18 protein-coding genes are annotated in these 20,823 nt (G+C 32.7%); 3 read left to right on the top strand and 15 right to left on the bottom strand.

Annotated features, from left to right (window positions below; genetic code table 11):
• Nucleotides 1–67: 67 nt before the first annotated feature.
• From GQR98_RS07365 to GQR98_RS07340, 6 genes are all read right to left on the bottom strand, one after another.
• Complete coding sequence (locus GQR98_RS07365; protein WP_159018954.1) at nucleotides 68–1,732, bottom strand: hypothetical protein; 1,665 nt, start codon at nucleotides 1,730–1,732, stop codon at nucleotides 68–70.
• 12 nt (nucleotides 1,733–1,744) lie between these two features.
• Nucleotides 1,745–4,288: a TonB-dependent receptor gene (locus GQR98_RS07360; protein ID WP_159018953.1), complete on the bottom strand. Its 2,544-nt coding sequence runs from the start codon at nucleotides 4,286–4,288 to the stop codon at nucleotides 1,745–1,747.
• Between the two features lie 171 nt (nucleotides 4,289–4,459).
• A complete protein-coding gene (gene pgi, locus GQR98_RS07355) occupies nucleotides 4,460–6,079 on the bottom strand; it encodes a glucose-6-phosphate isomerase (RefSeq protein WP_159018952.1) in 1,620 nt (539 codons plus the stop codon).
• A gap of 4 nt (nucleotides 6,080–6,083) precedes the next feature.
• Nucleotides 6,084–7,424 (bottom strand): peptidoglycan DD-metalloendopeptidase family protein, encoded by a 1,341-nt coding sequence (locus GQR98_RS07350; RefSeq protein WP_159018951.1) that lies wholly within the window; start codon nucleotides 7,422–7,424, stop codon nucleotides 6,084–6,086.
• Nucleotides 7,382–8,299: a tryptophan 2,3-dioxygenase family protein gene (locus tag GQR98_RS07345; RefSeq protein ID WP_074937410.1), complete on the bottom strand. Its 918-nt coding sequence runs from the start codon at nucleotides 8,297–8,299 to the stop codon at nucleotides 7,382–7,384. The genes GQR98_RS07350 and GQR98_RS07345 overlap by 43 nt, the downstream gene beginning before the upstream one ends.
• Before the next feature lie 6 nt (nucleotides 8,300–8,305).
• Nucleotides 8,306–9,088, bottom strand: a complete 783-nt coding sequence (locus tag GQR98_RS07340) for a DUF3108 domain-containing protein (protein ID WP_159018950.1) — start codon at nucleotides 9,086–9,088, stop codon at nucleotides 8,306–8,308.
• Nucleotides 9,089–9,474: 386 nt separating this feature from the next.
• On the opposite strand from GQR98_RS07340, the gene GQR98_RS07335 reads away from it, so the two are divergent.
• Both GQR98_RS07335 and GQR98_RS07330 read left to right on the top strand, forming a co-directional pair.
• On the top strand, nucleotides 9,475–10,968 hold the full coding sequence (locus GQR98_RS07335; RefSeq protein WP_159018949.1) for a sensor histidine kinase: 1,494 nt from the start codon (nucleotides 9,475–9,477) through the stop codon (nucleotides 10,966–10,968).
• A gap of 40 nt (nucleotides 10,969–11,008) precedes the next feature.
• Nucleotides 11,009–11,791 carry an enoyl-CoA hydratase/isomerase family protein gene (locus GQR98_RS07330; RefSeq protein WP_159018948.1) on the top strand — a complete coding sequence of 261 codons (783 nt, stop codon included), beginning with the start codon at nucleotides 11,009–11,011 and terminating at the stop codon, nucleotides 11,789–11,791.
• Between the two features lie 158 nt (nucleotides 11,792–11,949).
• Here GQR98_RS07330 and GQR98_RS07325 read toward each other — a convergent pair whose 3' ends face one another.
• The 4 genes from GQR98_RS07325 to GQR98_RS07310 form a co-directional block, all read right to left on the bottom strand.
• Nucleotides 11,950–12,561: a hypothetical protein gene (locus tag GQR98_RS07325; RefSeq protein WP_159018947.1), complete on the bottom strand. Its 612-nt coding sequence runs from the start codon at nucleotides 12,559–12,561 to the stop codon at nucleotides 11,950–11,952.
• A gap of 407 nt (nucleotides 12,562–12,968) precedes the next feature.
• Nucleotides 12,969–13,562: a hypothetical protein gene (locus GQR98_RS07320; RefSeq protein ID WP_159018946.1), complete on the bottom strand. Its 594-nt coding sequence runs from the start codon at nucleotides 13,560–13,562 to the stop codon at nucleotides 12,969–12,971.
• A 399-nt stretch (nucleotides 13,563–13,961) separates the two neighbouring features.
• The gene (locus GQR98_RS07315; RefSeq protein ID WP_042497778.1) at nucleotides 13,962–14,555 is read right to left on the bottom strand and encodes a hypothetical protein; all 594 of its coding nucleotides are present in this window, start codon (nucleotides 14,553–14,555) and stop codon (nucleotides 13,962–13,964) included.
• 406 nt (nucleotides 14,556–14,961) lie between these two features.
• Nucleotides 14,962–15,555 carry a hypothetical protein gene (locus GQR98_RS07310; protein WP_159018945.1) on the bottom strand — a complete coding sequence of 198 codons (594 nt, stop codon included), beginning with the start codon at nucleotides 15,553–15,555 and terminating at the stop codon, nucleotides 14,962–14,964.
• A gap of 202 nt (nucleotides 15,556–15,757) precedes the next feature.
• On the opposite strand from GQR98_RS07310, the gene GQR98_RS07305 reads away from it, so the two are divergent.
• On the top strand, nucleotides 15,758–16,630 hold the full coding sequence (locus GQR98_RS07305; RefSeq protein WP_042497782.1) for an AraC family transcriptional regulator: 873 nt from the start codon (nucleotides 15,758–15,760) through the stop codon (nucleotides 16,628–16,630).
• 49 nt (nucleotides 16,631–16,679) lie between these two features.
• Here GQR98_RS07305 and GQR98_RS07300 read toward each other — a convergent pair whose 3' ends face one another.
• The 5 genes from GQR98_RS07300 to GQR98_RS07280 all read right to left on the bottom strand — a co-directional run bounded on the left by GQR98_RS07300 (nucleotide 16,680) and on the right by GQR98_RS07280 (nucleotide 20,817).
• Entirely contained in the window at nucleotides 16,680–17,753 is a 1,074-nt protein-coding gene (locus GQR98_RS07300; protein WP_159018944.1) for an SGNH/GDSL hydrolase family protein, read from the bottom strand.
• A gap of 76 nt (nucleotides 17,754–17,829) precedes the next feature.
• Nucleotides 17,830–18,486: an HD domain-containing protein gene (locus GQR98_RS07295; protein ID WP_159018943.1), complete on the bottom strand. Its 657-nt coding sequence runs from the start codon at nucleotides 18,484–18,486 to the stop codon at nucleotides 17,830–17,832.
• A gap of 60 nt (nucleotides 18,487–18,546) precedes the next feature.
• A complete protein-coding gene (locus GQR98_RS07290) occupies nucleotides 18,547–19,464 on the bottom strand; it encodes a GyrI-like domain-containing protein (RefSeq protein ID WP_159018942.1) in 918 nt (305 codons plus the stop codon).
• 3 nt (nucleotides 19,465–19,467) lie between these two features.
• The gene (locus GQR98_RS07285) at nucleotides 19,468–19,767 is read right to left on the bottom strand and encodes a n-acetylglutamate synthase (protein ID WP_233268093.1); all 300 of its coding nucleotides are present in this window, start codon (nucleotides 19,765–19,767) and stop codon (nucleotides 19,468–19,470) included.
• Between the two features lie 51 nt (nucleotides 19,768–19,818).
• Nucleotides 19,819–20,817, bottom strand: a complete 999-nt coding sequence (locus GQR98_RS07280) for an acyl-ACP desaturase (RefSeq protein WP_159018940.1) — start codon at nucleotides 20,815–20,817, stop codon at nucleotides 19,819–19,821.
• Between the last annotated feature and the right edge of the window lie 6 nt (nucleotides 20,818–20,823).

Below are 20,823 nucleotides of genomic sequence, written 5' to 3'. Positions count from 1 at the left end.
TTTAGCAAAAAAAACCTCTGACATAAAGTGAGAGGTTTTTTCTTATTATTTAATTAAAGTATGGTTATTATTGGTATACCCAAACTCCATCAGTTTTAACTACATACTGAGTTTCTGTTACCGTAGCACCTGTATATGCTACATAAGATACAGCATATTTTTGTCCTTCTTCTGCTCCAGAATCTCTTGCGTTTAATAAAACATTAAAAGCTTCTAATAGTGTCTCATCATCCCAGTAGTTATCACTAGTATCTCTTCTATCAAAACTTTTAAAGTACCCTAAGTTATCTGCTGGCCCAGGATAATCTTCTATTAGTGCAGTAGAAATTAAAGTAATGTCTGCAGCTAGTAATGAGTAATTAATTGTATTATCTGGAACCCATTGACCATCTTCAAAACCATATTGGAATGAAGTTTCAATTATATCTTGAGGTAAAGACCATTTATCACCATCAAAAACACTAGATCCATATTTAGTAGTTGTTGCACCACTACTATAATACCTATATTGAACAGTAGAAACATCTCCAGCCTGAGCATAAGGATATAAAGACTTTAAGAAGATCTCTAATTTGTAGATAGATCCTGAATCAAAGTTACCATAAGATTCACCTAACAAATCATAATCGGCACTAGAGAAAACATAAGGGAATACCCAGTCACCATCGTTTTTCGCAACTATCGTTGTAACTTCTGTAATAATTGCTGGGTTTACAACATATTCTCCAGATTCGTATTTAAGAGTCATAACTTGAGTCGTAGTCGATCCATTATAAATGGTATAAGTTACCACATAAATATCACCTTCTGCAGCTGTTGGTAAAATAAGATTTAAACCTTCTAAAATCAATTCTTGACTCCAATAGTTATCACTTGTCTCTCTTACATCAATACTACCATAAGCATCTAAGTTTCCTGCTGGCCCAGGGTTTTCTCCTATAAGTCCAGCAATAATATCATCATAGTCTGTACTTGAAAGCGTATATTCTGTTCCAGATTCAGCAACGACTTCAAAACCTAAATCTATAAATTTACTTCCATCATATTGTAAAGTAAAAGATTCTGAGCTTGAAGGTCCATAAGTTGCGAAAGAAACAGAAACCACTTGACCAGCAGCATATTTACCTGCTAAAAGCGCATCCATTGCTTCTAATATCATATCATCAGACCAATAAGAACTACTAGAATCCCATCTACCAAAATTCCCATAACTTGCAGCATTATCTGCAGGGTTCGGGTATTTATCAGCTAAAGCAGCTCCAATAGTTTCAAAATCAGCACTAGATAATTCATAAGCTAAAACCTCAGCATTATATGTTAACTCTACAAATGTTCCATTTGAAGCCGTTTCATAATTTGAACTTAAATATCCCTCGATACCAGATAAACCAGCTAAAGTTTCGGTAGTACTCATTGTTTCAAGCAACGTAGGGCTATAAAGGTTATATCCAACATTTACTAAAGAACCTTCTCCCCAAACAGGGTACTTATTTGCTAAGAAATCTGGAATAACTAAATCGGCAAGATCTTGGTTTAAAAAATAAGCTATAGAATCTAATTCACCTTCATAGGTTTCATAATCCTCATCAGTAAAAGTATATTGCTCTACACCTTTAATAAAATCAACACCTTCTATTTCACGCTCTTGAATATCATCAGTAATATCTTCTAAAGGATTACATCCTGTAAAGACTACTCCTAGAACTAATAAATAATATATTATTTTTTTCATTTTGAATATTTTTTAAAATTTAAGTTTTGCTCCAATACTAAATGTTCTACCTGTACCGAAATACACTAGTGCTGTATCAGCAGTACCATCTAAAGCATCTGTTACGTATTCTGTATCGAACACATTGTTAATACGACCTGTTAAAGTAGCATCGAAAGGACCAAATTTGAAACCATGACTTACAACAGCATCAAACAATCCGTAATCTGGTAATTTCCAAGCATCATCACCTGGTTCTCCTCTTTCACTAGGATCGAAATCTGCATAAAGGTTTCCAAAATAATTATAATCTAGAACTACTCTTGTATCTGGAGTTAACTTGTAGTTTAAACCTAACGCTAATGTTGTTTGAGCAGCATCACCAACATGTAAATCTTCTATGAAAAGATCTACAGTTTCGATTAAGTTTTGATCTTCATCAAGAATTTGAACATCTGTTACATTGTTATCCCATCTCCAATCTCCTAAAGACATCATACCTGTAACATTTAATTTATCCGTAGCTTTATAAATAAAATCTACCTCAACACCTTGATGAATTGCATTTACACCTAAAATATTAGCAAATGCATTTGTACCATCTGGCTGTTGAAAAGATGCTGTTTCCGTTCTATCTTTCCAAGTTGTTCTATATACGTTTACGTTAGCAGTAAGTTTTTCACTTCTAAAACCGTATCCTAATTCAAAACTAAATATTTTTTGATTTTCAGCATTCTCATTGATATGCTCATTATCAAATTCTTGAAAAACAGCATCAAAATCAGCAGCTTTTTCAAAATAACCAATATTCATAAATACGTTATGGTTATTATCTAATCTATAGTTAGCACCACCTTTTGTACTAAACCCTAAGAAATTATAACGATCTGTTGATTGTAATGGATCTGTATCTAAATAATTAAAATAATCAACTCTCTTGTAAGAGGTGTTAGATAATGCTGCCGATAAAAACGTATTAAAGTTTTCGTTTACATCATATTCTATTTGTCCAAAAGCACCTAACCAACCTACTAAGCCATCGTTATAATAACTTCTTTTATCTCCAACTTTAAGTATTTGATTTGGGTTGTTTACAACATCATCATCTTCTTGTAAATATTGACCACCTAATAAATCTGTTACTTCAGAAAAGTGTATTCCTTTGTAGTTTCTGTAATCAAGACCTGTTAATAAAACTATATCATCAGTTAAATCTGTTTTTAAAGTTGATAACACTCCGTACCAGTTATGGTCGTTTCTAGAAGCTCTTAAAGCAGTTGTAGAACCGTTCGCTCCATTTGCAATATTTTCGTCAACAATTTTATCGAAATCAATAGTTCCGTAAAGACCATTTCTATATTCACTATATCCTGTACTATCGAAAGTAAATTTATTATCTCCAGCGGTTCCACCACCACCACCAGTACCAAAAGAGGCATAAGCAACAGTTGAGATAGACGTTTTATCACTTAATGTCCAATAATGATTTACAGACATTTGTGGTTTGTTGTAAAAGTTATCTTCTTGGTGTAAAACTTGACCATCTTTATAACCCCAATCTGCATTAAATTTTCTACCTCTTTCACTGTTTTCAAAAGTAGAAATTAATTGTCTGTTTTGTCTTTGACCATGATGTTGTTTAGAACCAAACGCTGTAAACGAAAGTTTATGAAAATCGTTTATTTCTTTAGATAAGTTAACAAAGTATGAGACACCAGTAAATTCTGTTCCATCTACATAACCATTACCACTAGTTTGAGCAGCAGAAACTGTTGCAGCAAAACCTTTATCATTTACACCTGTAGAGTATGTAAGACCATATTTTTTGTAACCATCGTTAGCGACAGAAGTAAATACACTACCACCTTCTTCAACATCTGTTGTTTTTGTGATTACATTAATTGTTCCTCCAATAGAAGGTACAGCTACTTTAGAAGCACCTAAACCTCTTTGCACTTGCATAGTTGAAGTAACATCACCTAAACCAGCCCAGTTAGACCAGTAAACAGCTCCGTTTTCCATGTCGTTAACAGGAATACCATTAATCATAACAGCAACGTTTTCAGATTGAAAACCTCTAATTCTTGTTTTAGCATCACCATATCCACCACCTGTTTTAGTAGTGTAAATACCTGGTGTAGATTTTAAAATTTCAGGAAACTCTTGTGTCCCTAATTTAAGCTCAATATCAGCTGCTTTTACTGTAGATACAGCAACAGGCGTTTTTCTATCAACCGCCACAGATGCAATAATTTGAACTGTTTCTAAACCTACTTGACTAGGCTCTAACGTTACATTTTTTAGAGATGAATCTCCAGAAAAAGAAATTGTTTTAGACGTGTAACCTACGTAAGTAATTATAATTTCACCTGAACTCGATTTTGTTTTAAGAGTGAAATTTCCATCAAAGTCTGTTACAACTCCGTTGGTCGTACCTTTCTCGACAACATTAGCACCAGGAAGAGGCATATTGATACCTTGTTCCAAAACCGTACCTGTAATAGTACTTTGTGCCATAATAACTGTACTGAACAACAGCGCCACAGTTAGTAATAAATAATTTGTTGTTTTTTTCATAATTTTAATTATGTATTAATTATTTGAAATTAGTCGGTGCAAAAGTACGGATAAATTGCGCTCCAATATTAAGTAATTGTTAACAAATTTAACAATTTACACAAAAAAAAACGCCCTAGCATTAAAAATACTGAGGCGTTTTTACTTTTTCTATAAGAATATTCTACGTTTTTACTTAAATTGCTTATAATAATTCAATAAATTTTGAGTAGAAGAGTCATGTGCATTTGTAACGCTCCCGTTAAATTCTTGTAAAATTTTAGATGCTAGTTGCTTCCCTAACTCTACCCCGAATTGATCGTAACTAAAAATGTTCCAAATAATTCCTTGTACAAATATTTTATGTTCGTACATCGCGATAAGTTTCCCTAAACTTTCTGGCGACAATTTATTTATAAAAACAGTATTCGTTGGCTTATTACCTTTAAACACTTTAAACGGTGTTATGGCTTCGCTTGTTCCTTCTGCAACAACCTCTGCTTCTGTTTTACCATTTAGCAATGCTTCTGTTTGCGCTAAAAAGTTAGACATTAATTTATCTTGATGATCTTGGTTACCATGTAAAGACTTAGTAAACCCAATAAAATCTGCAGGTATCAACTTAGTACCTTGATGTATTAATTGAAAAAAGGCATGTTGTGAGTTTGTTCCTGGCTCGCCCCAAATAATAGTACCTGTTTGGTAGTCTATTGGGTTTCCATTTCTATCTACACTTTTACCATTGCTTTCCATAATACCTTGTTGTAAATAGGTAGCAAATTGATTTAAATATTGCGAATAAGGAATTACAGCTTCACTTTCTGCCTCAAAGAAATTATTGTACCATATGGTTAATAGCGCTAGAACAACAGGAATGTTAGACTCGAAATCTTCATTTTTAAAATGCTCGTCCATTTTGTTAGCGCCTTTTAATAAGCTATCAAAATTATCATAACCCACAGCTAAGCTAACGGTTAATCCAACGGCACTCCAAAGAGAGAAACGCCCTCCAACCCAATCCCACATTGGGAAAATATTGCTAGCATCTATACCGAAACCTTGTACTTTTTCGATATTGGTAGATACAGCAACAAAATGTTTTGCAATAGCATCGCTATTTGCAGATTTTAAAAACCAATCTTTTAAAGTATTGGCGTTAGATAATGTTTCTTGTGTTGTAAATGTTTTGGAAACAATTACAAATAAAGTTGTTTCTGGATCTAATTTTTTAATAACCTCATTAACATGATCACCATCTACATTACTTACAAAATGAGTTGTTAAATGATTTTTATAATACTGAAGAGAATCTACCACCATAGCTGGCCCAAGATCCGAACCTCCAATACCAATATTTACAACATCGGTGAATGCTTTTCCGGTGTAACCTTTTCTTTGTCCGCTTACAACTTCATTTGTAAAACCTTCAATTTTTTGTTTTACTTGATATATTTCTGGCATTACATTAACACCATCAACTTTAAAATTGGCATCTTTCGGTGCTCTTAATGCTGTGTGCAATACTGCTCTACCTTCTGTTTCGTTTATTATTTCACCAGAAAACTGACTCTTAATAGCCTCTTTCAGCTTAACATCATCGGCTAATTCTAATAAATACTTTAACGTTTCTTCTGTAATTCTGTTTTTAGAGAAATCTACATAAAAATCGTCCCATTTAATAGTGAACTTATTTGCTCTAGTTTTATCTTCAGCAAACAAATCTTTCATATGAACATCTTTTACAGCTTCAAAATGAGCTTGTAATTTCTTCCAAGATTTAGTTGTTGTAGGGTTTACGTTTGGTAATGCCATAGGATTAATTATTAAATGATATTGCGTTAGTGTTTTGTTTTATAGTTGGTTGATCTAGTTTATCATCTTGAAAAACATCTTCTAAGAAATCAATAGCATCCAATTTCTTTTTTATAGGTGAAATAAACTCTAAGTACTCTATTTTAAGTGAATCGGAAATTCCTTTTGCTTCAGGTAATTTTTGCTTAAACGGGTCGACTTGCTTACCATTTTTCCAGAAACGATAGCATACATGTGGCCCACCTGTATTCCCCGTCATACCAACCCAGCCAATAACATCACCTTGTTTTACAAATTGACCCGGTTTTACATTACGACTTTTCATGTGTAGGTATTGCGTTTCGTAAGTGGCATTATGGCGTATTTTAACATAATTACCATTTCCACCACGTTTTTCAGATTTTGATACCGTACCATTTGCTGTAGCCATAATAGGCGTGCCAATTGGTGCCGCAAAATCGGTTCCTTTGTGCGGACGCAATTTAAAACCATAAACCGCAATACGACGTTTTAAATTATAGCGCGAAGAAATTCTACTAAATTGAACGGGAGCTTTTAAAAAGGCACGACGCAAATTTTTAGCCTCATCATTAAAATAGTCTTTAACACCATTTACAGAATCTGACACAAACTCAAAAGCATAAAAAGGTTCGCTATTATGTTCAAAATATGCAGCTTTTACATCTTGAACACCCGCGTAAATAGTATCATCAATATATTTATCGGTATAAATAACTTTAAAGCGATCCCCTTTTTGCAAACGTCTAAAATCTATGGTCCAAGCATAAATTTCATCAGCCATTTTATAAGCTAAACGTTGGCTTAACCCTTGCTCTTCTAAAGTTTGCGAAATATTATTAGTAATAACACCTGTTGCAGTTTTTTCAACATACTTTATAGGTTTTCTACTTGTATATGCATGAATAGAATCTTGAAAATTAACCACAATATATTCTTCTACATTGGGTTGATAAACAAAACATTTAGGAGTTTGTAAAGAATCTTTAGCACATAAAAGCGTGTACGGCTTACCTGGACGCAAGCTTCTAACATTAAAACTATCTTTGGCTTTTTCTACTATATTGTAAATTTCCGGATAGGTAACATGGTTGCGATCTAGTATTTTACCAAAAGTATCACCACTTTTAATAGTGTCACGCTTCACAATAAAATCGTCTAGATTAAATCCAAATTCGAAGTTTTCTTCAGGCATTTCTACCACAGCCAAATCTTTCTCCTCTAGATCACTTTGTTTTTCATCGTCTTTACAGCTTGCAAAAAACACAGCGCATGCCAATAGAATTATATATTTGTTCCCCACTCTTGTATCTCTTTCTCTGTCCATAAATCTGGAAAAAATATTCTTTTTTGATATTTAGGGTGCATGTATTTCACCCATTCACTTCCTCCGGTTGCCTCGGCAGTTTTTCCGTTAATATTTAAATAGTGATTTGCGGTATTATAATGCGCCATAACCCATTTAATATTCACCGTATAATCGTAATGCCTCATGGCATTTATTAAATCTTTATTTTCTTGTGATGCTTTAGGCAGTCCTTTAAACTTGCTCCACAAGTTATTATGCTGATAGAATTTTGTAAACCTAATAAACTCGTCTTTATATCGACCTTCAAAATCAGATAATGTGTACGTTTTTTTTCCAGTTTTGTAATCCTTACCAGCAGCTTGCCAATACAGGTGTTCAAAAGCATTTTCGTAAGATGAGTTTTTATCAAACGTATCTCTAAAACGTTTATCAATTAAGTTGATTAACTCTGTCGATGCAAATTCTATTTTACGATATTGCGCACTCTGAAAACCACTAGCAGGCGTTAACGTAGTTCTAAACTTATTGTATTGCTCCACATCCATACCATCTTTCATGATACTAAAGGAAGACGTTAACACATCAAAATAACGACTAATACGCATTATTTTAGTGGTAAACGTTTCGGTATCAATAGTGTCGTTTTTGGCAATTTGATCCATTTCAGAAAGCACCATTTTAAACAACAACTCATTTACCTGATGGTACATTATAAAAACCAACTCGTCTGGAAAAACAGTACGCTGTACTTGCAAATTTAATAAAGCATCGGTTTGTATATAATCCCAATAATTTATTGGTTTACTATGCAACAAGCCTTCTAAATGCGCATCAACATCTTGGTCAATAGCATCAAACTTAGCTTTAATTTGATCCGTAATTTTAGAGTTCAAAATTTATTAGTTTTTAACAACAACATTAAAAGGGTGTTTAAGCCCTCTAAAAGCGTCTAAATCTGCTCTAAGCGAACCCACAGCCAAATCTGCCTTTATACGCAAAGGTAATTTATTTTTATCTTTCGAAACCCATAGGGTTAAACTTTCTTCCTCTTTAAAAACGCGACCTGCCATAACATAAGGCCTAAATTTTAACGCTTCAACATCTCCAAAATCGGTCTCAATGGTTTCTTCACCTAAATACTGTAATTTAAAACCATAATTTTCTTCATCAAAAAACATATCAATCTTTACCTCGCTACCTACTTTTAAATTTTCGGTATCTAAGTGATTACGCAAATAGTAAAAGGTAGACACCATATCCTGAATATTAGGCTTAGTATCAATAACTATCTTTTTATTATGCTTTTTATCGTTAATGTGCGCCTTGTGGTTTTTCTGATCAAAATCAATCTCCAAATCCTTAGTATGTCCACCCTCATCAATATTACGTATAAACTTGTAAGGCAAAATAGTTTCTTTATCAAAATAAGTTTCATACCTATCCTTCACCTTAAAAAACCACTTAATCATGCCAGTCGTCCAGCCTTTACCAACAACATGGTAAACAGGTTTCCCGTTTAAAACCTCGTCATTCACAGCCAACGTGGCATTACCTGCCTTTAGCCAATTGCTATAACTCATCCTAAACTTAAACCATTCGCCATCTTCAAAAGCCGATTCGGTTTGCGAAAACCCAGTTTGCGCAACAAAAACCAACGATAATATAAGTAGTATTTTTTTCATTTCTCTGTAGGTCATATCATGTAACTTGTTAAATGTACAATTATTGTAACAAGCAATAAATTACAATTACTATTCCAAAAATAGAAAAATAATAATTACCGCCATTATATATTAGAAGCTCTTAACAATAATTTGTTACATATATCTAAAAAATTCACGAATTCGCAAAAACTAATAAAACTTTGAGCGTTCCCCGAAAAAGGGTCGAGCTTTCCGCAGTCGCTTTTTTGTGTTGCAATAGGTGCAACAACACAAAAAGAGCTTCAACAATGCTACAATCCCTAACGCACACCACCGCCAAATTACGTTACAAAAACAACTTTTAAGTTACCTATTGCAAGCTTTGGTGCGATTATTGTTATATTTAGACCACTACAAATGTATTAATGAAAATAAAAAAACCATCACTTCGTACGCGCATATTCCTCTCCATGATTCTCTTGGTTTTACTAGCATCTGTGCTTATTACAGGTATAGCTATTTACCAATACAAAGAAGAAACTAAAGACTACCACACCGAGCGATTAGAGCGAAAAGAGCTCAACACAAAAACACACATAAAACGCGTATTAAACGGTAGACAAAACACCTGGGAAGTAAAAACAGAAAACATTCCAATAATATTTAAGGAAGAAATTTACAACATTGCCGATATACACAAACTACAAATAATTCTTTACGATTTAGATGGCGGATTACTAATAGCGTCTAGTGCAGGGTTACAAAAATCGGCCGTAGAAAAATGTTTAGGTGCAGATGTTTTAAATGCCATTTCTAACACACCAGACCACAGGTATGTAGATAAACACATAGAAAACGGACAAACCTTTCAATCCTCTTTTACTTACGTTACCGACAACAAATCGAAACCCATTGCTATTTTAAATATTCCGTATTTAGAAAATGATGATTTTCTAGCTAAAGAACTCGATGAATTTTTATCTCGAATTATCTACGCCTACCTATTCGTGCTACTTATGGCGGTTGGTATTGCTTTTCTATTATCTAAATACATTACCAAATCTCTTAAAAAAATTAGTGATAAAATAAATACCACACGTTTAGAAAAACAGAATAAACGTATTGAAATAAGTGATACCAGCGAAGAAATTTCGACTCTAGTAAACTCATACAACAGCATGATTGACGAGCTAGAAGAAAGTGCTGTACAACTTGCAAAAAGTGAGCGTGAGCAAGCTTGGCGCGAAATGGCAAAACAAGTGGCACACGAAATTAAAAACCCGCTAACACCTATGCGCTTAACTGTGCAAAGTTTTCAACGTAAGTTTAACCCAGAAGACGAAAACATCCACTCTAAATTAGACGAATACAGCAAAACCCTTATTCAGCAAATAGACACCATGAGTTCTATTGCCTCGGCATTTTCAAATTTCGCAAAAATGCCAGCACAGCAAAATGAAACACTAAACGTAGTAGAAATTGTAAAACTCGCTTTAGATATTTTTAACGAGCATTACATTTATTTTACCACCGAGAAAGAAGAAATTATTGCCATTTTCGATAGAACACAACTTATTCGTGTAATTACCAATTTGGTTAAAAACGCTATACAGGCCATGCCAACTAAAGATGATCCAAAAATAAACGTTCACGTTGGCACGAATAACAACAATGTTATTTTAACGGTATCAGACAACGGATCTGGTGTTTTAGAAGAAAATAAAAAGAAACTATTCGAACCAAAGTTTACTACAAAAACCAGCGGCATGGGACTTGGTTTAGCCATGGTTAAAAACATTGTAGAAACCTACAATGGCACAATCTCCTTTGAATCTGAACAAGACAGAGGCGCTGTTTTCAAAGTTGTTTTCCCACAAAAAACAGAACACTCCAAAAACTTTAGAAATAATCTTTCTTAAAAAACGTAAATTAGCAAGAGCACAAAAAATATAAAACATTATGAATTTCGAAAACATATTAACCGAAACCAACAGCGGTATTACTCAAATTACAATTAACCGCCCAACTAAACTTAACGCACTTAATAAAGACACCATACGAGAATTACACGAAGCTTTTAAAGCCGCCGATAAAGACAAAAGCACCAAAGTAATTATTTTAACTGGTAGCGGAGAAAAAGCATTTGTTGCAGGTGCAGATATTAGCGAGTTTGCTAATTTTTCTGAAGAAAAAGGTGGCAAATTAGCAGCTAAAGGTCAAAAAATATTATTTGATTATATAGAAAATTTAGGCACTCCTGTTATTGCAGCTGTAAATGGTTTTGCTCTAGGTGGCGGATTAGAATTAGCCATGGCTTGCCATATTAGATTGGCCAGCGATAATGCTAAAATGGGATTACCAGAAGTATCTCTTGGTGTTATACCTGGCTATGGAGGCACACAACGTTTACCTCAACTTGTAGGGAAAGGTCGTGCTTTAGAAATGATAATGACTGCCGGAATGATTGATGCCGAAACTGCAAAAAACTACGGTTTAGTAAACCACGTAGTAACACAAGCCGAACTTATACCGTTAGCCGAAAAAATGGCGAATAAAATGATGAGAAACTCATCTGTAGCGATTGCAAAAGCTATTAAAGCGGTAAACGCAGGTTTAGAAGAAGGTAAAAATGGTTACAAAACTGAAATTAAACAATTCGGAAAAAGTTTTGGAACAGCAGATTTTAAAGAAGGAACTACTGCTTTTTTACAGAAACGTACTGCTGAATTTCCCGGAGAATAATTCTTCTAGAAATAATTTCAACTAAAAATATTAAGGATAGCTTTTACCAAAAGAGCTGTCCTTTTTTTATCACACTCATCAACAACTTAATCTATTAGATTTTTTTCCAAAAAAAAAGGTGAGCCTTACGGCTCACCTTTATCAAGTTGAGTTAGAACTTAATTAATTGTTTTCGTGAAGATTCTACCTTCTGAATGACAAACTATTTCGAATTTACCATCTTTAATATCCTCTAATTTGTAAACTCTTTCAATGATTTTAGAGTTCTCAATTTTTTCTGAATAAACAGATTCTGAGCTTCCGTTCACTTCATCAGATTCAAAATAGATATCAATTTCTAAAGGAGCTTCATCTAAAGAAAGCTTAGTTACATAAAGCAAATCTCCTACAACTCTTGTTACAGGCTTGTAAATTACTTTTTCGCCAGCTTCATCGAAAGTCACGCCATCAGCTTCAACTGTAAACGATATTGTGCTAATTTCCACATCTTTATCTACTTCAAATAAATATGCTCCATTTGGCAATTCCGTTAAATCGAAACCTTTTGTATAGCTTCCAGATTTCTGTATGAATTCTTTATATAATACAATGCCATTTTCATCCTTAATAGATAAAAGATTCCCCTTTTTAACATCTGTCAAAGTTAGTGAGGTTTTGTCGGCTTCATTTTTAATTGTAAAAACTGAAACTTCATTCGCGAAACTTAATGTAGTAGCAAAAATTGTTACCATTAAGATTCCTTTTCTAAGGTGTTTAATTACGTTTTTCATGATTTGGTGTTTTTAACGTTCAACATGTCAAAAGTACAACCAAACGAGCTAACCCAAAACATTGATTTTGATGTATTTATATACTATTTTAACCGTTATTATTACGTCAAGATATTGTTAAATTAATATACCATATATCGAGGTTAAAACCACACATAAACACCTAATATTGAAGTATTGTAAATACATGTAAATTAAATGGTTTACACTATTGAGCCATCGTGGTTTAATAAAGCCATGTGCCAAAATGGACCAAAATATAATTGGCAGGTATTTAATAAAACTACCAAACAAAAAAAACCGACTATATAAAACCGGCGAGCTCTTAATTAACCCGTTAAATTTTAAACAAAAAAAAGTGGGCTACCACGGCCCACTTTATCAACTAAACTAAATCAAGACATTAACTAATTGTTAATGTAACTTGTATACTCATTATTATCTGAGTTAATCACAATTTTATAACTTCCTTTTTCAAGTTTATAAGCCTTTTCGATAGTTTGTAAGTTTTCAAACTTATCAGACTGAAGCAACTCATAAGTTCCATCATAGTTACCATAGATGCTTACCTTTAAACTTGCATAATCTGGAGCAAGTTTAGAGATTAACACATAACCATCTTTTTCTGTAACAAAAGGTTTAAAAACAGTAACCTCTTCGTCTTTTTTAAAGACAACTTTATTAGATTTTACTGTAAAAGGAATAGTTTTAACTTCTATTTCCTTATCAACTTGAAACACATAATCGCCATCTGGTAAAGCTGTTAAATCAAATCCTTTTCTATAAGTTCCAGACTCTACAATAAATTCCTTATATAAAGTAACACCGTCTTGATCTTTGATCGATAACAAATTACCTTCCTTAACATTGTAAATTGTTAAAGCTGTTTTTATAAGTCCTTTCTTTAAGGCTGAAGATTTTTCTTTTGCATTACCTACTAATACAGTTAACATAGCTACTGCTAATAGGATTTTTTTGGAATGTTTAATTACGTTTTTCATAATATTGGTTTTAATAACGTTCAACATGTCAAAAATACAACAGACCAACCAAACATAAAGCATTGATTTTGACTTCATTATATGTTATTTTAACCAATATAACTGTATTAAATTAACATGAATTAAAATACTATATATCGAGGTTAAAGGTGCATATATACTTCTTTTAAAAATTATAAAACTTTACGACAATTACCTTTAAAACAAATAGTATTAAGAAGCAAAAAGATGCAGAGTTTTTAAGAACTAAAAACACGCATGATAAAAAAAAGAAAACCAAACAGGAAATAAACAAAACCTAAAACACCCTAACTATAATCCAGTTAAATTTAGAGCACAAAAAAAGTGGGCTACCACGGCCCACTTTGTCAACTAAACTAAACTAAATAAGACATTAAACTAATTATTAATGAATTTTATATACTCGTTATTATCCGAGCTCATAACTATTTTGTAGCTACCTTTTTCAAGTTTATAAGCTTTTTCAATAGTTTGTAAATTTTCGTACTTATCAGATTGAAGCAATTGATACTCACCTTTATAGTTAGCATAAATATTCACCTTTAAAGCTCCGTAATTTGGAGAAAGTTTAGAGATAAATACAACTCCATCTTTTTCTCTTACAAATGGTTTAAAAACAGTAACTTCTTCACTCTTTTTAAATACCACTGTGTTAGCTTTTACAGTAAAAGGTATTGTTTTAATTTCAACATCTTTATCTACTTCAAAGAAATAATCACCATTTGGCAAAGCTGTTAAATCGAATCCTTTTTTGTAAGTTCCAGATTCTACAATTAACTCCTTATATAAAGTGATACCGTTCTGATCTTTGATTGATAACAAATTACCTTCTTTCACATTGTTAAGTGTTAAGGCAGTTTTTATAAGTCCTTTCTTTAAGGCTGAAGATTTTTCTTTTGCATTACCTACTAATACAGTTAACATAGCAACCGCTAATAGGATTTTTTTGGAATGTTTAATTACGTTTTTCATAATATTGGTTTTAGTAACGTTCAACAGGTCAAAAATACAACAGACCAACCAAACGCAAAGCATTGATTTTGATGACTTTCTGTGCTATTTTAACCGTTATTATTACATCAACAAAATGTTAATTAAAATAGCATACATTGAGGGTAAAAAAGCACAAAACAGTATATACAAGTATTATGAAATTAATCACTTATTAAGAGAAACTATTTAAATTCAAAATATGCTGAAAATAAAAAAAGACCATTTAGGTCTTAAAAAATATATTGAAGATAATTTTTGCGAAATATAGATTCTCTGGTTTTAATAAGAAGACAACTTGAGATCTAGTAGTTTAAATTTAAAGCAAAAAAAAGTGGGCCACCACAGCCCACTTTACCAACTAAACTAAACTAAATAAGACATTAAACTAATTAATGAATTTTGTATACTCTCTATTATTAGAGTTTATTATTATTTTATAACTTCCTTTTTCAAGTCTGTATGCTTTTTGAATTAACTGAGAGTTTTCTATTTTATCTGCATGTAGCAATTCTAACTCTCCGTTATAATTCGCATATATTTCAATTTTTGCTTTTGAAAAATCTGGCAAAAATTGTGTGATATAAATCGCATCATCTTGTTGTCTAACAAATGGTTTATAAATAGTAACCTCAGCGTTTCTATTAAAAACAACCTTATTATTACTAACTGTAAAAGGAATCATTTCTACTTCAAGATCTTTATCAACTTCAAAAATATAATTTCCGTTTGGTAAAGCCGTTAAGTCAAATCCTTTTCTATAAACTCCAGACTCTTCAATGAACTCTTTATATAATGTTATACCGTTTACATCTTTAATAGATAATAAATTTCCAGCTTTTACATTATTAATAGTTAGCGCCGTTTTAACTAAATCCTTATCCACAAGCATATTATTACTTGTATTAGCATTACTTAAAAGCGTTGTGCAAAACACAGCAGATAAGATGATTTTTTTCGATATGGTAATAGCGTTTTTCATGATTTGGGCGTTCATTCTAACTAACGGTACAAAGATACATGGGTAATACGTTTAAGAAAACATCAATTTTGACCTATTTGTGTGCTAAATTATCTGTTAATACTGTGTTAACAGTGGGTTAAGTTAATTTAACACAGATTAAAGGTAATTAAATATACAATGTATGCATAATATGTCGTAATTTTGCAGCAAATATTCCCCTATGATTATTAAAAAACCTACCTTAGAAAAAATTAGCCCAAGTTTCGGGAGCTCTATATTAGTTAGGCAACACGGTGAAAAAGCTGATAAAAACAATGCTTTTTGGCACTTTCACCCTGAATTAGAACTTGTGTATGTAAACAAGGGACAAGGAAAAACACATATTGGTAATCACCTATCTTACTTTAATAATAGTCAACTTATATTAATTGGTGCTAATTTACCACACAATGGGTTTACCGACAGGCTTACAGCCAACGGAACTGAAACTACAGTGCAGTTTGCTTCTAATTTTTTAGGTGACGATTTTTTAACAGTGCCTGAAATGGCAAATATTGTTGCTTTATTTGAACGTGCTAAAAAAGGTATCCGTTTTCAAATAGATACTAAAAAGAAAATTGGGCTTAAAATTGAAAAACTTTTAGAGCATGACGGTTTAAAGCGCATGATTAAGTTTTTAGAAATTTTAAACCACTTATCCAAGACAGATGATTATACCTTATTAAATGCCGACGGAATTGCCTTAGAAACCAATCCGCAGGACAGTAATAAGATTAATACTATATATAAGTACATCAATGCTAATTTTAACGAACATATTGCTTTAGATGATATTGCAAATGAAGTAAGCATGACGGTTCCTGCTTTTTGCCGTTACTTTAAAAAAACTACAGGAAAAACATTTACCCAGCTAGTAAACGAATATAGAGTTGTGCACGCCACGAAGCTTTTAAACGAAAGCCAAATGAGTATTGCTGATGTTTGTTTTGAGTGCGGATTTAATAACTTCTCACATTTTAATAAGCAGTTTAATGAAATTACCGGAAAAAGTGCTTCACAATACCGAAAGGAAATTAAGCATATTATTCAGTAGAAAAAATAGGCAAATCTATTTTTATCAGAATGAATAATTACCACTTCTATTAACGTAGATTATAAAGCAATTTAGTAGACACGTTTTCCCCAATGGCCCTATCATCGTTTAATGGGTTACCTACAGACGTTAAATCTTCAATATTTTCACCCATTACTTTATCTAATAAAATACCATGTCCAACATCGTTAACATGCGTGCCATCCCCACTATTTAAATTAGATAAAATAGTCCCATCGTTTTCTGCTATATCCGTCCAGAAATCAAGAGCCTTATCCGTGTAAGTGTTTAAAATAGCATCTCGAACATCTATTTGAGTTTGAACATCCGCCAGTTCAGAAAAGTATCTAGGTTGCGTTGTAGTTATCCAAATAGGAACAGAACTATTTGTTGCTTCGGAATTAATCTCTGCAAAATTAGTTAGCTGTGTCGAAGTTGAATACCCATTATAAGTATCATTAGATGGTAAATTCAGAATAATTGCAATAGGATTATATGATAATGCCTTTGTAATATTTCTATCTGTTTTAATAGTTACTCCAGGAGGTAATACTGTAGAAGATTCAGTTGGTAACAAATCGTAAGTTGTAAGCCCTCCTAAACCCAAATTAACAACATTTAGCATAGTATTCTTTTGAAACAAAGCCTCATTATATTTATACACCCACGAGTTTTCTATTGTAGACGCTCCTAACCCTTCCGCAGTAGAAGATCCGATAACAACAATATTACAGGTTGAATCATCATCTGAAATTTCGAAGACACTATCACTAGCATCTGTTAAAGTTCCCGATGTAACACGCACTAAACCAACTTTAGACACATCGTTAGGTACGCCCCAGGCGTAACTACTAGTTACATTTGACACAGTTGCTATATTAGTCCATGTACTTCCATCATCAATTGAATATTCTAAAGTAACATCGTTACTCAAATTATTGCTTTCCCAAGAAATACTCGGTATTTTTCCTACTTGCCAAAACTCACCACCGTTAGGAGAAGTTAGAGTTAAATCCGAAAACGTAGAAGGATTTACGACATCCTTTAATACAGATTCAGTTTGAGAGTATGCCTTTGGATTAAAACACAAGACAAGTATTATAAAATATAAATAACTTTTCATAAGAGAACACATTACACCCTACAAACATTAAAAGTCATACAGATTAAAGTATAAAAAGCAATATTAGCAAGTTAACTTACAAAACACCTTCCCATTCTTTATCAAACTGATTTAAAAACTGAAGCATAAACTCATGTCTTTCTCCAGCAACCAATTTTCCTGTTTCTGTATTCATTCTATCTTTTAAAAGCAATAACTTTTCGTAGAAATGATTTATTGTTGGAGCAGTCGATTTTTTATATGCTTCCTTACTCATATTTAGATCTGGTTTTATTTCCGGATCGTAAAGTGCTCTATTTTTAAAACCACCATAATTAAAGCAACGTGCAATACCAATAGCTCCAATAGCATCTAAACGATCGGCATCTTGCACAACATTTAATTCTGGAGAAGTAAACTTCTGCTCTATATTTCCGCCTTTAAACGATATGTTTTCGATAATATTAACCACATGCTGAATTGTTTCGTTATCAACATTTAACCCCGATAAAAAATCACGAGCTACTTTTGGCCCCACAGTTTCATCTCCATTATGAAATTTACTATCTGCAATGTCATGAAGCAAAGCACCAAGAGCAACAACAAACCCATTTACTTTTTCCGTTTTCGAAATTAAAAGCGCATTTTTATAAACTCGTTCTATATGAAACCAATCGTGACCACCCTCGGCTCCTTCTAGTTTTTCTTTTACAAAAACAATTGTTTTATTTATGATGTTTTCTTGATTTGTCATGGTATAAAAATAGAAAGATTATCAAGTAAATAATATTACTTTTTAAAAGAATTTAACAACCTACATTATTGGAATATAAAAATCTACAATAGCTTTACCTTCTGGATGTTCTCGCATATCGTTTTGATATATTTCAAAAGGCGTACTATCTGCTTTTGCATAACCATTATCGTGCATCCAAATAAAAAGACCGCTCCACGATTTTTCAAAATCCTGAGGAGTGATTTCAAATCGGCCAACAATACACTTTCCTGCTTTGGTAGATAAATTATGAATATCGCCTTCAACTAAAACAGGTTCTTTTGTTAACACCGAAATACTCATACGTACTTTATCAGCATCTGTAAATTTAAAACTATCATGAAAAACTCTAGCTAATCTCGTTTCAGGCTTTTGCATTAACTCCTTAGAAATAGCCCATTTTATAATCCTTTCAAAAGCTTTATCAATATTTTCGACACCAATATGCGTTAGGCTTGCAAAATGTAATTCGGGTATTTGTTTTACTTTAATGTTTGCATTCATTTCAATCCAATTTAAATGATTATCAATATTGCAAAAATAGCTTTCGAGCATTAAATTCTCTTGTCCAATCTTGCTTTCAACTATACTAATCTTGCTAAATTTATGCGGATGCTGATTTCTAAATTCAGAAGGACTCACATTGTAAAACTTTTTAAAAGCTCGGGTAAAAGCAGAGTTTGTATTAAAACCAATATGCAAAGCAATTTCGGTAATAGTAAATTCTTTTTTATGAATTAACATGGCAGCAGCACGCTCTAGACGCCTTCTACCAATATAACTATTTAAAGTTTCGCCAACAATACTTTTAAAAATACGATGAAAATGAAAGGGAGAAAACAACGCAACCTTGGAAATCTTTTCTAGGGATAACATATGGGAATCAAGATGCAGATCAACATACTGTAATGCGGTATTTACGCGGTTTATATAATCTTTATCATGATTTTGTAGCATGGCTTAAATTTCTTCTAAAACAGAAGTGCCTTTAGATAAATTGCCAGAAGTCCATTGCCAAGTTTCATGCAATCTAATTTTTCCGTTTGGCATTATTTCGGGAGTAGATTGGCAAGTGCCAGTCATTAACTCTCCATTTGTGCTAATTTGATGGTAACGCATATTGATATTTCCATTATTTTCAACCAAACCAATTAGGTGGCCAGAAACAATAGAGCTACCGCTATAACTACAAGTTAAAATAGAACCTTCTTGTTTATATCCAAAAATAGTTGAAGATGAAACTTCACTATTTTCGGACATTGAAACAGGTTTAAATTTTTTATTATTATAGTTAATCAACTAAAAATAGGGTTATTTTATAATAGCAGGCTGTACCCATTTAAACTCAAAAGAGTTTTCTGGAACTTTCATACGCTCGGCAACACGTGTCATTCTAGACGGTAATTTCATGAGGTAATCTCTAGCTTTTTCTGCTTCATCATTAAGGTTTGTCATTTTATCAATTTCCCAACGCTTAGTTAGTTTCTCTAAAATATCAATATAATCTAGTGAAGTATAAACTCCAAGACGTTGTGCTGTATTTGAAAACTCTTCGAAAGCCGAACCAATTTTACCACCAGTTTCACGTAAAAAGTGAGCAGGCATGGTAATTTTTTGTTTCATCATGTAATGGAAAGCCATCATCATTTGGTTTGGATCCACTTCAAAAATACGCTCTACGAACTCCGAGTATGCATGGTGGTGTCTCATTTCATCACCAGCAATAATTTTACACATTTTAGCCAAACGTTTGTTACCAAAATCTTTTGCAATTTTAGCCACACGGTTGTGCGATACGTAAGTTGCTAACTCTTGGAAACTTGTGTAAACAAAGTTTTTATAAGGATCTCTATCAGTTCCAATATCAAAACCATCAGCAATTAAATGCTGTGTAGTTACTTCTATTTCGCGCATATTCACACGCCCAGAAAGATAAAGATATTTATTAAGTACATCACCATGGCGGTTTTCTTCACCTGTCCATTGGCTTACCCATTTAGACCAACCATTTTTACCATTAACTTGATCTACGCCTTCAACATCCATTAACCAAGACTCGTAAGTTGGTAGTGCTTCTTCAGTAATCATATCACCAACTAAAACCACCCAAAAATCATAAGGTAGCTCTTTAGCTAACTCTCTAATTTCTTTTACTTCTTCAAAAAACTCCTCATCATTACCTTCTGTATTAGGTAAAAAATCGGTAGGTTGCCATATTTTTTCAATCGGAATTAAATACTTTTCCACTAAGGCATCAATATCCTTTTCCAAAAAGTTCATTACTTCAATTCGTTTGTTTTTTAACGCCATCGGAAT

Source organism: Algibacter sp. L3A6 (assembly GCF_009796825.1).
GTDB lineage: Bacteria > Bacteroidota > Bacteroidia > Flavobacteriales > Flavobacteriaceae > Algibacter.
Note: the sequence above shows the minus strand (reverse complement) of the source record. Positions and strands in the feature narration are given on the sequence as shown.

Excerpts from the sequence above, each read along its gene's own strand:
- GQR98_RS07365 (WP_159018954.1), bottom strand. The coding sequence starts at position 1,732 with ATGAAAAAAATAATATATTATTTATTAGTTCTAGGAGTAGTCTTTACA.
- GQR98_RS07360 (WP_159018953.1), bottom strand. The coding sequence starts at position 4,288 with ATGAAAAAAACAACAAATTATTTATTACTAACTGTGGCGCTGTTGTTC.
- pgi (WP_159018952.1), bottom strand. The coding sequence starts at position 6,079 with ATGGCATTACCAAACGTAAACCCTACAACAACTAAATCTTGGAAGAAA.
- GQR98_RS07350 (WP_159018951.1), bottom strand. The coding sequence starts at position 7,424 with ATGGACAGAGAAAGAGATACAAGAGTGGGGAACAAATATATAATTCTA.
- GQR98_RS07340 (WP_159018950.1), bottom strand. The coding sequence starts at position 9,088 with ATGAAAAAAATACTACTTATATTATCGTTGGTTTTTGTTGCGCAAACT.
- GQR98_RS07335 (WP_159018949.1), top strand. The coding sequence starts at position 9,475 with ATGAAAATAAAAAAACCATCACTTCGTACGCGCATATTCCTCTCCATG.
- GQR98_RS07330 (WP_159018948.1), top strand. The coding sequence starts at position 11,009 with ATGAATTTCGAAAACATATTAACCGAAACCAACAGCGGTATTACTCAA.
- GQR98_RS07325 (WP_159018947.1), bottom strand. The coding sequence starts at position 12,561 with ATGAAAAACGTAATTAAACACCTTAGAAAAGGAATCTTAATGGTAACA.
- GQR98_RS07320 (WP_159018946.1), bottom strand. The coding sequence starts at position 13,562 with ATGAAAAACGTAATTAAACATTCCAAAAAAATCCTATTAGCAGTAGCT.
- GQR98_RS07315 (WP_042497778.1), bottom strand. The coding sequence starts at position 14,555 with ATGAAAAACGTAATTAAACATTCCAAAAAAATCCTATTAGCGGTTGCT.
- GQR98_RS07310 (WP_159018945.1), bottom strand. The coding sequence starts at position 15,555 with ATGAAAAACGCTATTACCATATCGAAAAAAATCATCTTATCTGCTGTG.
- GQR98_RS07305 (WP_042497782.1), top strand. The coding sequence starts at position 15,758 with ATGATTATTAAAAAACCTACCTTAGAAAAAATTAGCCCAAGTTTCGGG.
- GQR98_RS07300 (WP_159018944.1), bottom strand. The coding sequence starts at position 17,753 with ATGAAAAGTTATTTATATTTTATAATACTTGTCTTGTGTTTTAATCCA.
- GQR98_RS07295 (WP_159018943.1), bottom strand. The coding sequence starts at position 18,486 with ATGACAAATCAAGAAAACATCATAAATAAAACAATTGTTTTTGTAAAA.
- GQR98_RS07290 (WP_159018942.1), bottom strand. The coding sequence starts at position 19,464 with ATGCTACAAAATCATGATAAAGATTATATAAACCGCGTAAATACCGCA.
- GQR98_RS07285 (WP_233268093.1), bottom strand. The coding sequence starts at position 19,767 with ATGTCCGAAAATAGTGAAGTTTCATCTTCAACTATTTTTGGATATAAA.
- GQR98_RS07280 (WP_159018940.1), bottom strand. The coding sequence starts at position 20,817 with ATGGCGTTAAAAAACAAACGAATTGAAGTAATGAACTTTTTGGAAAAG.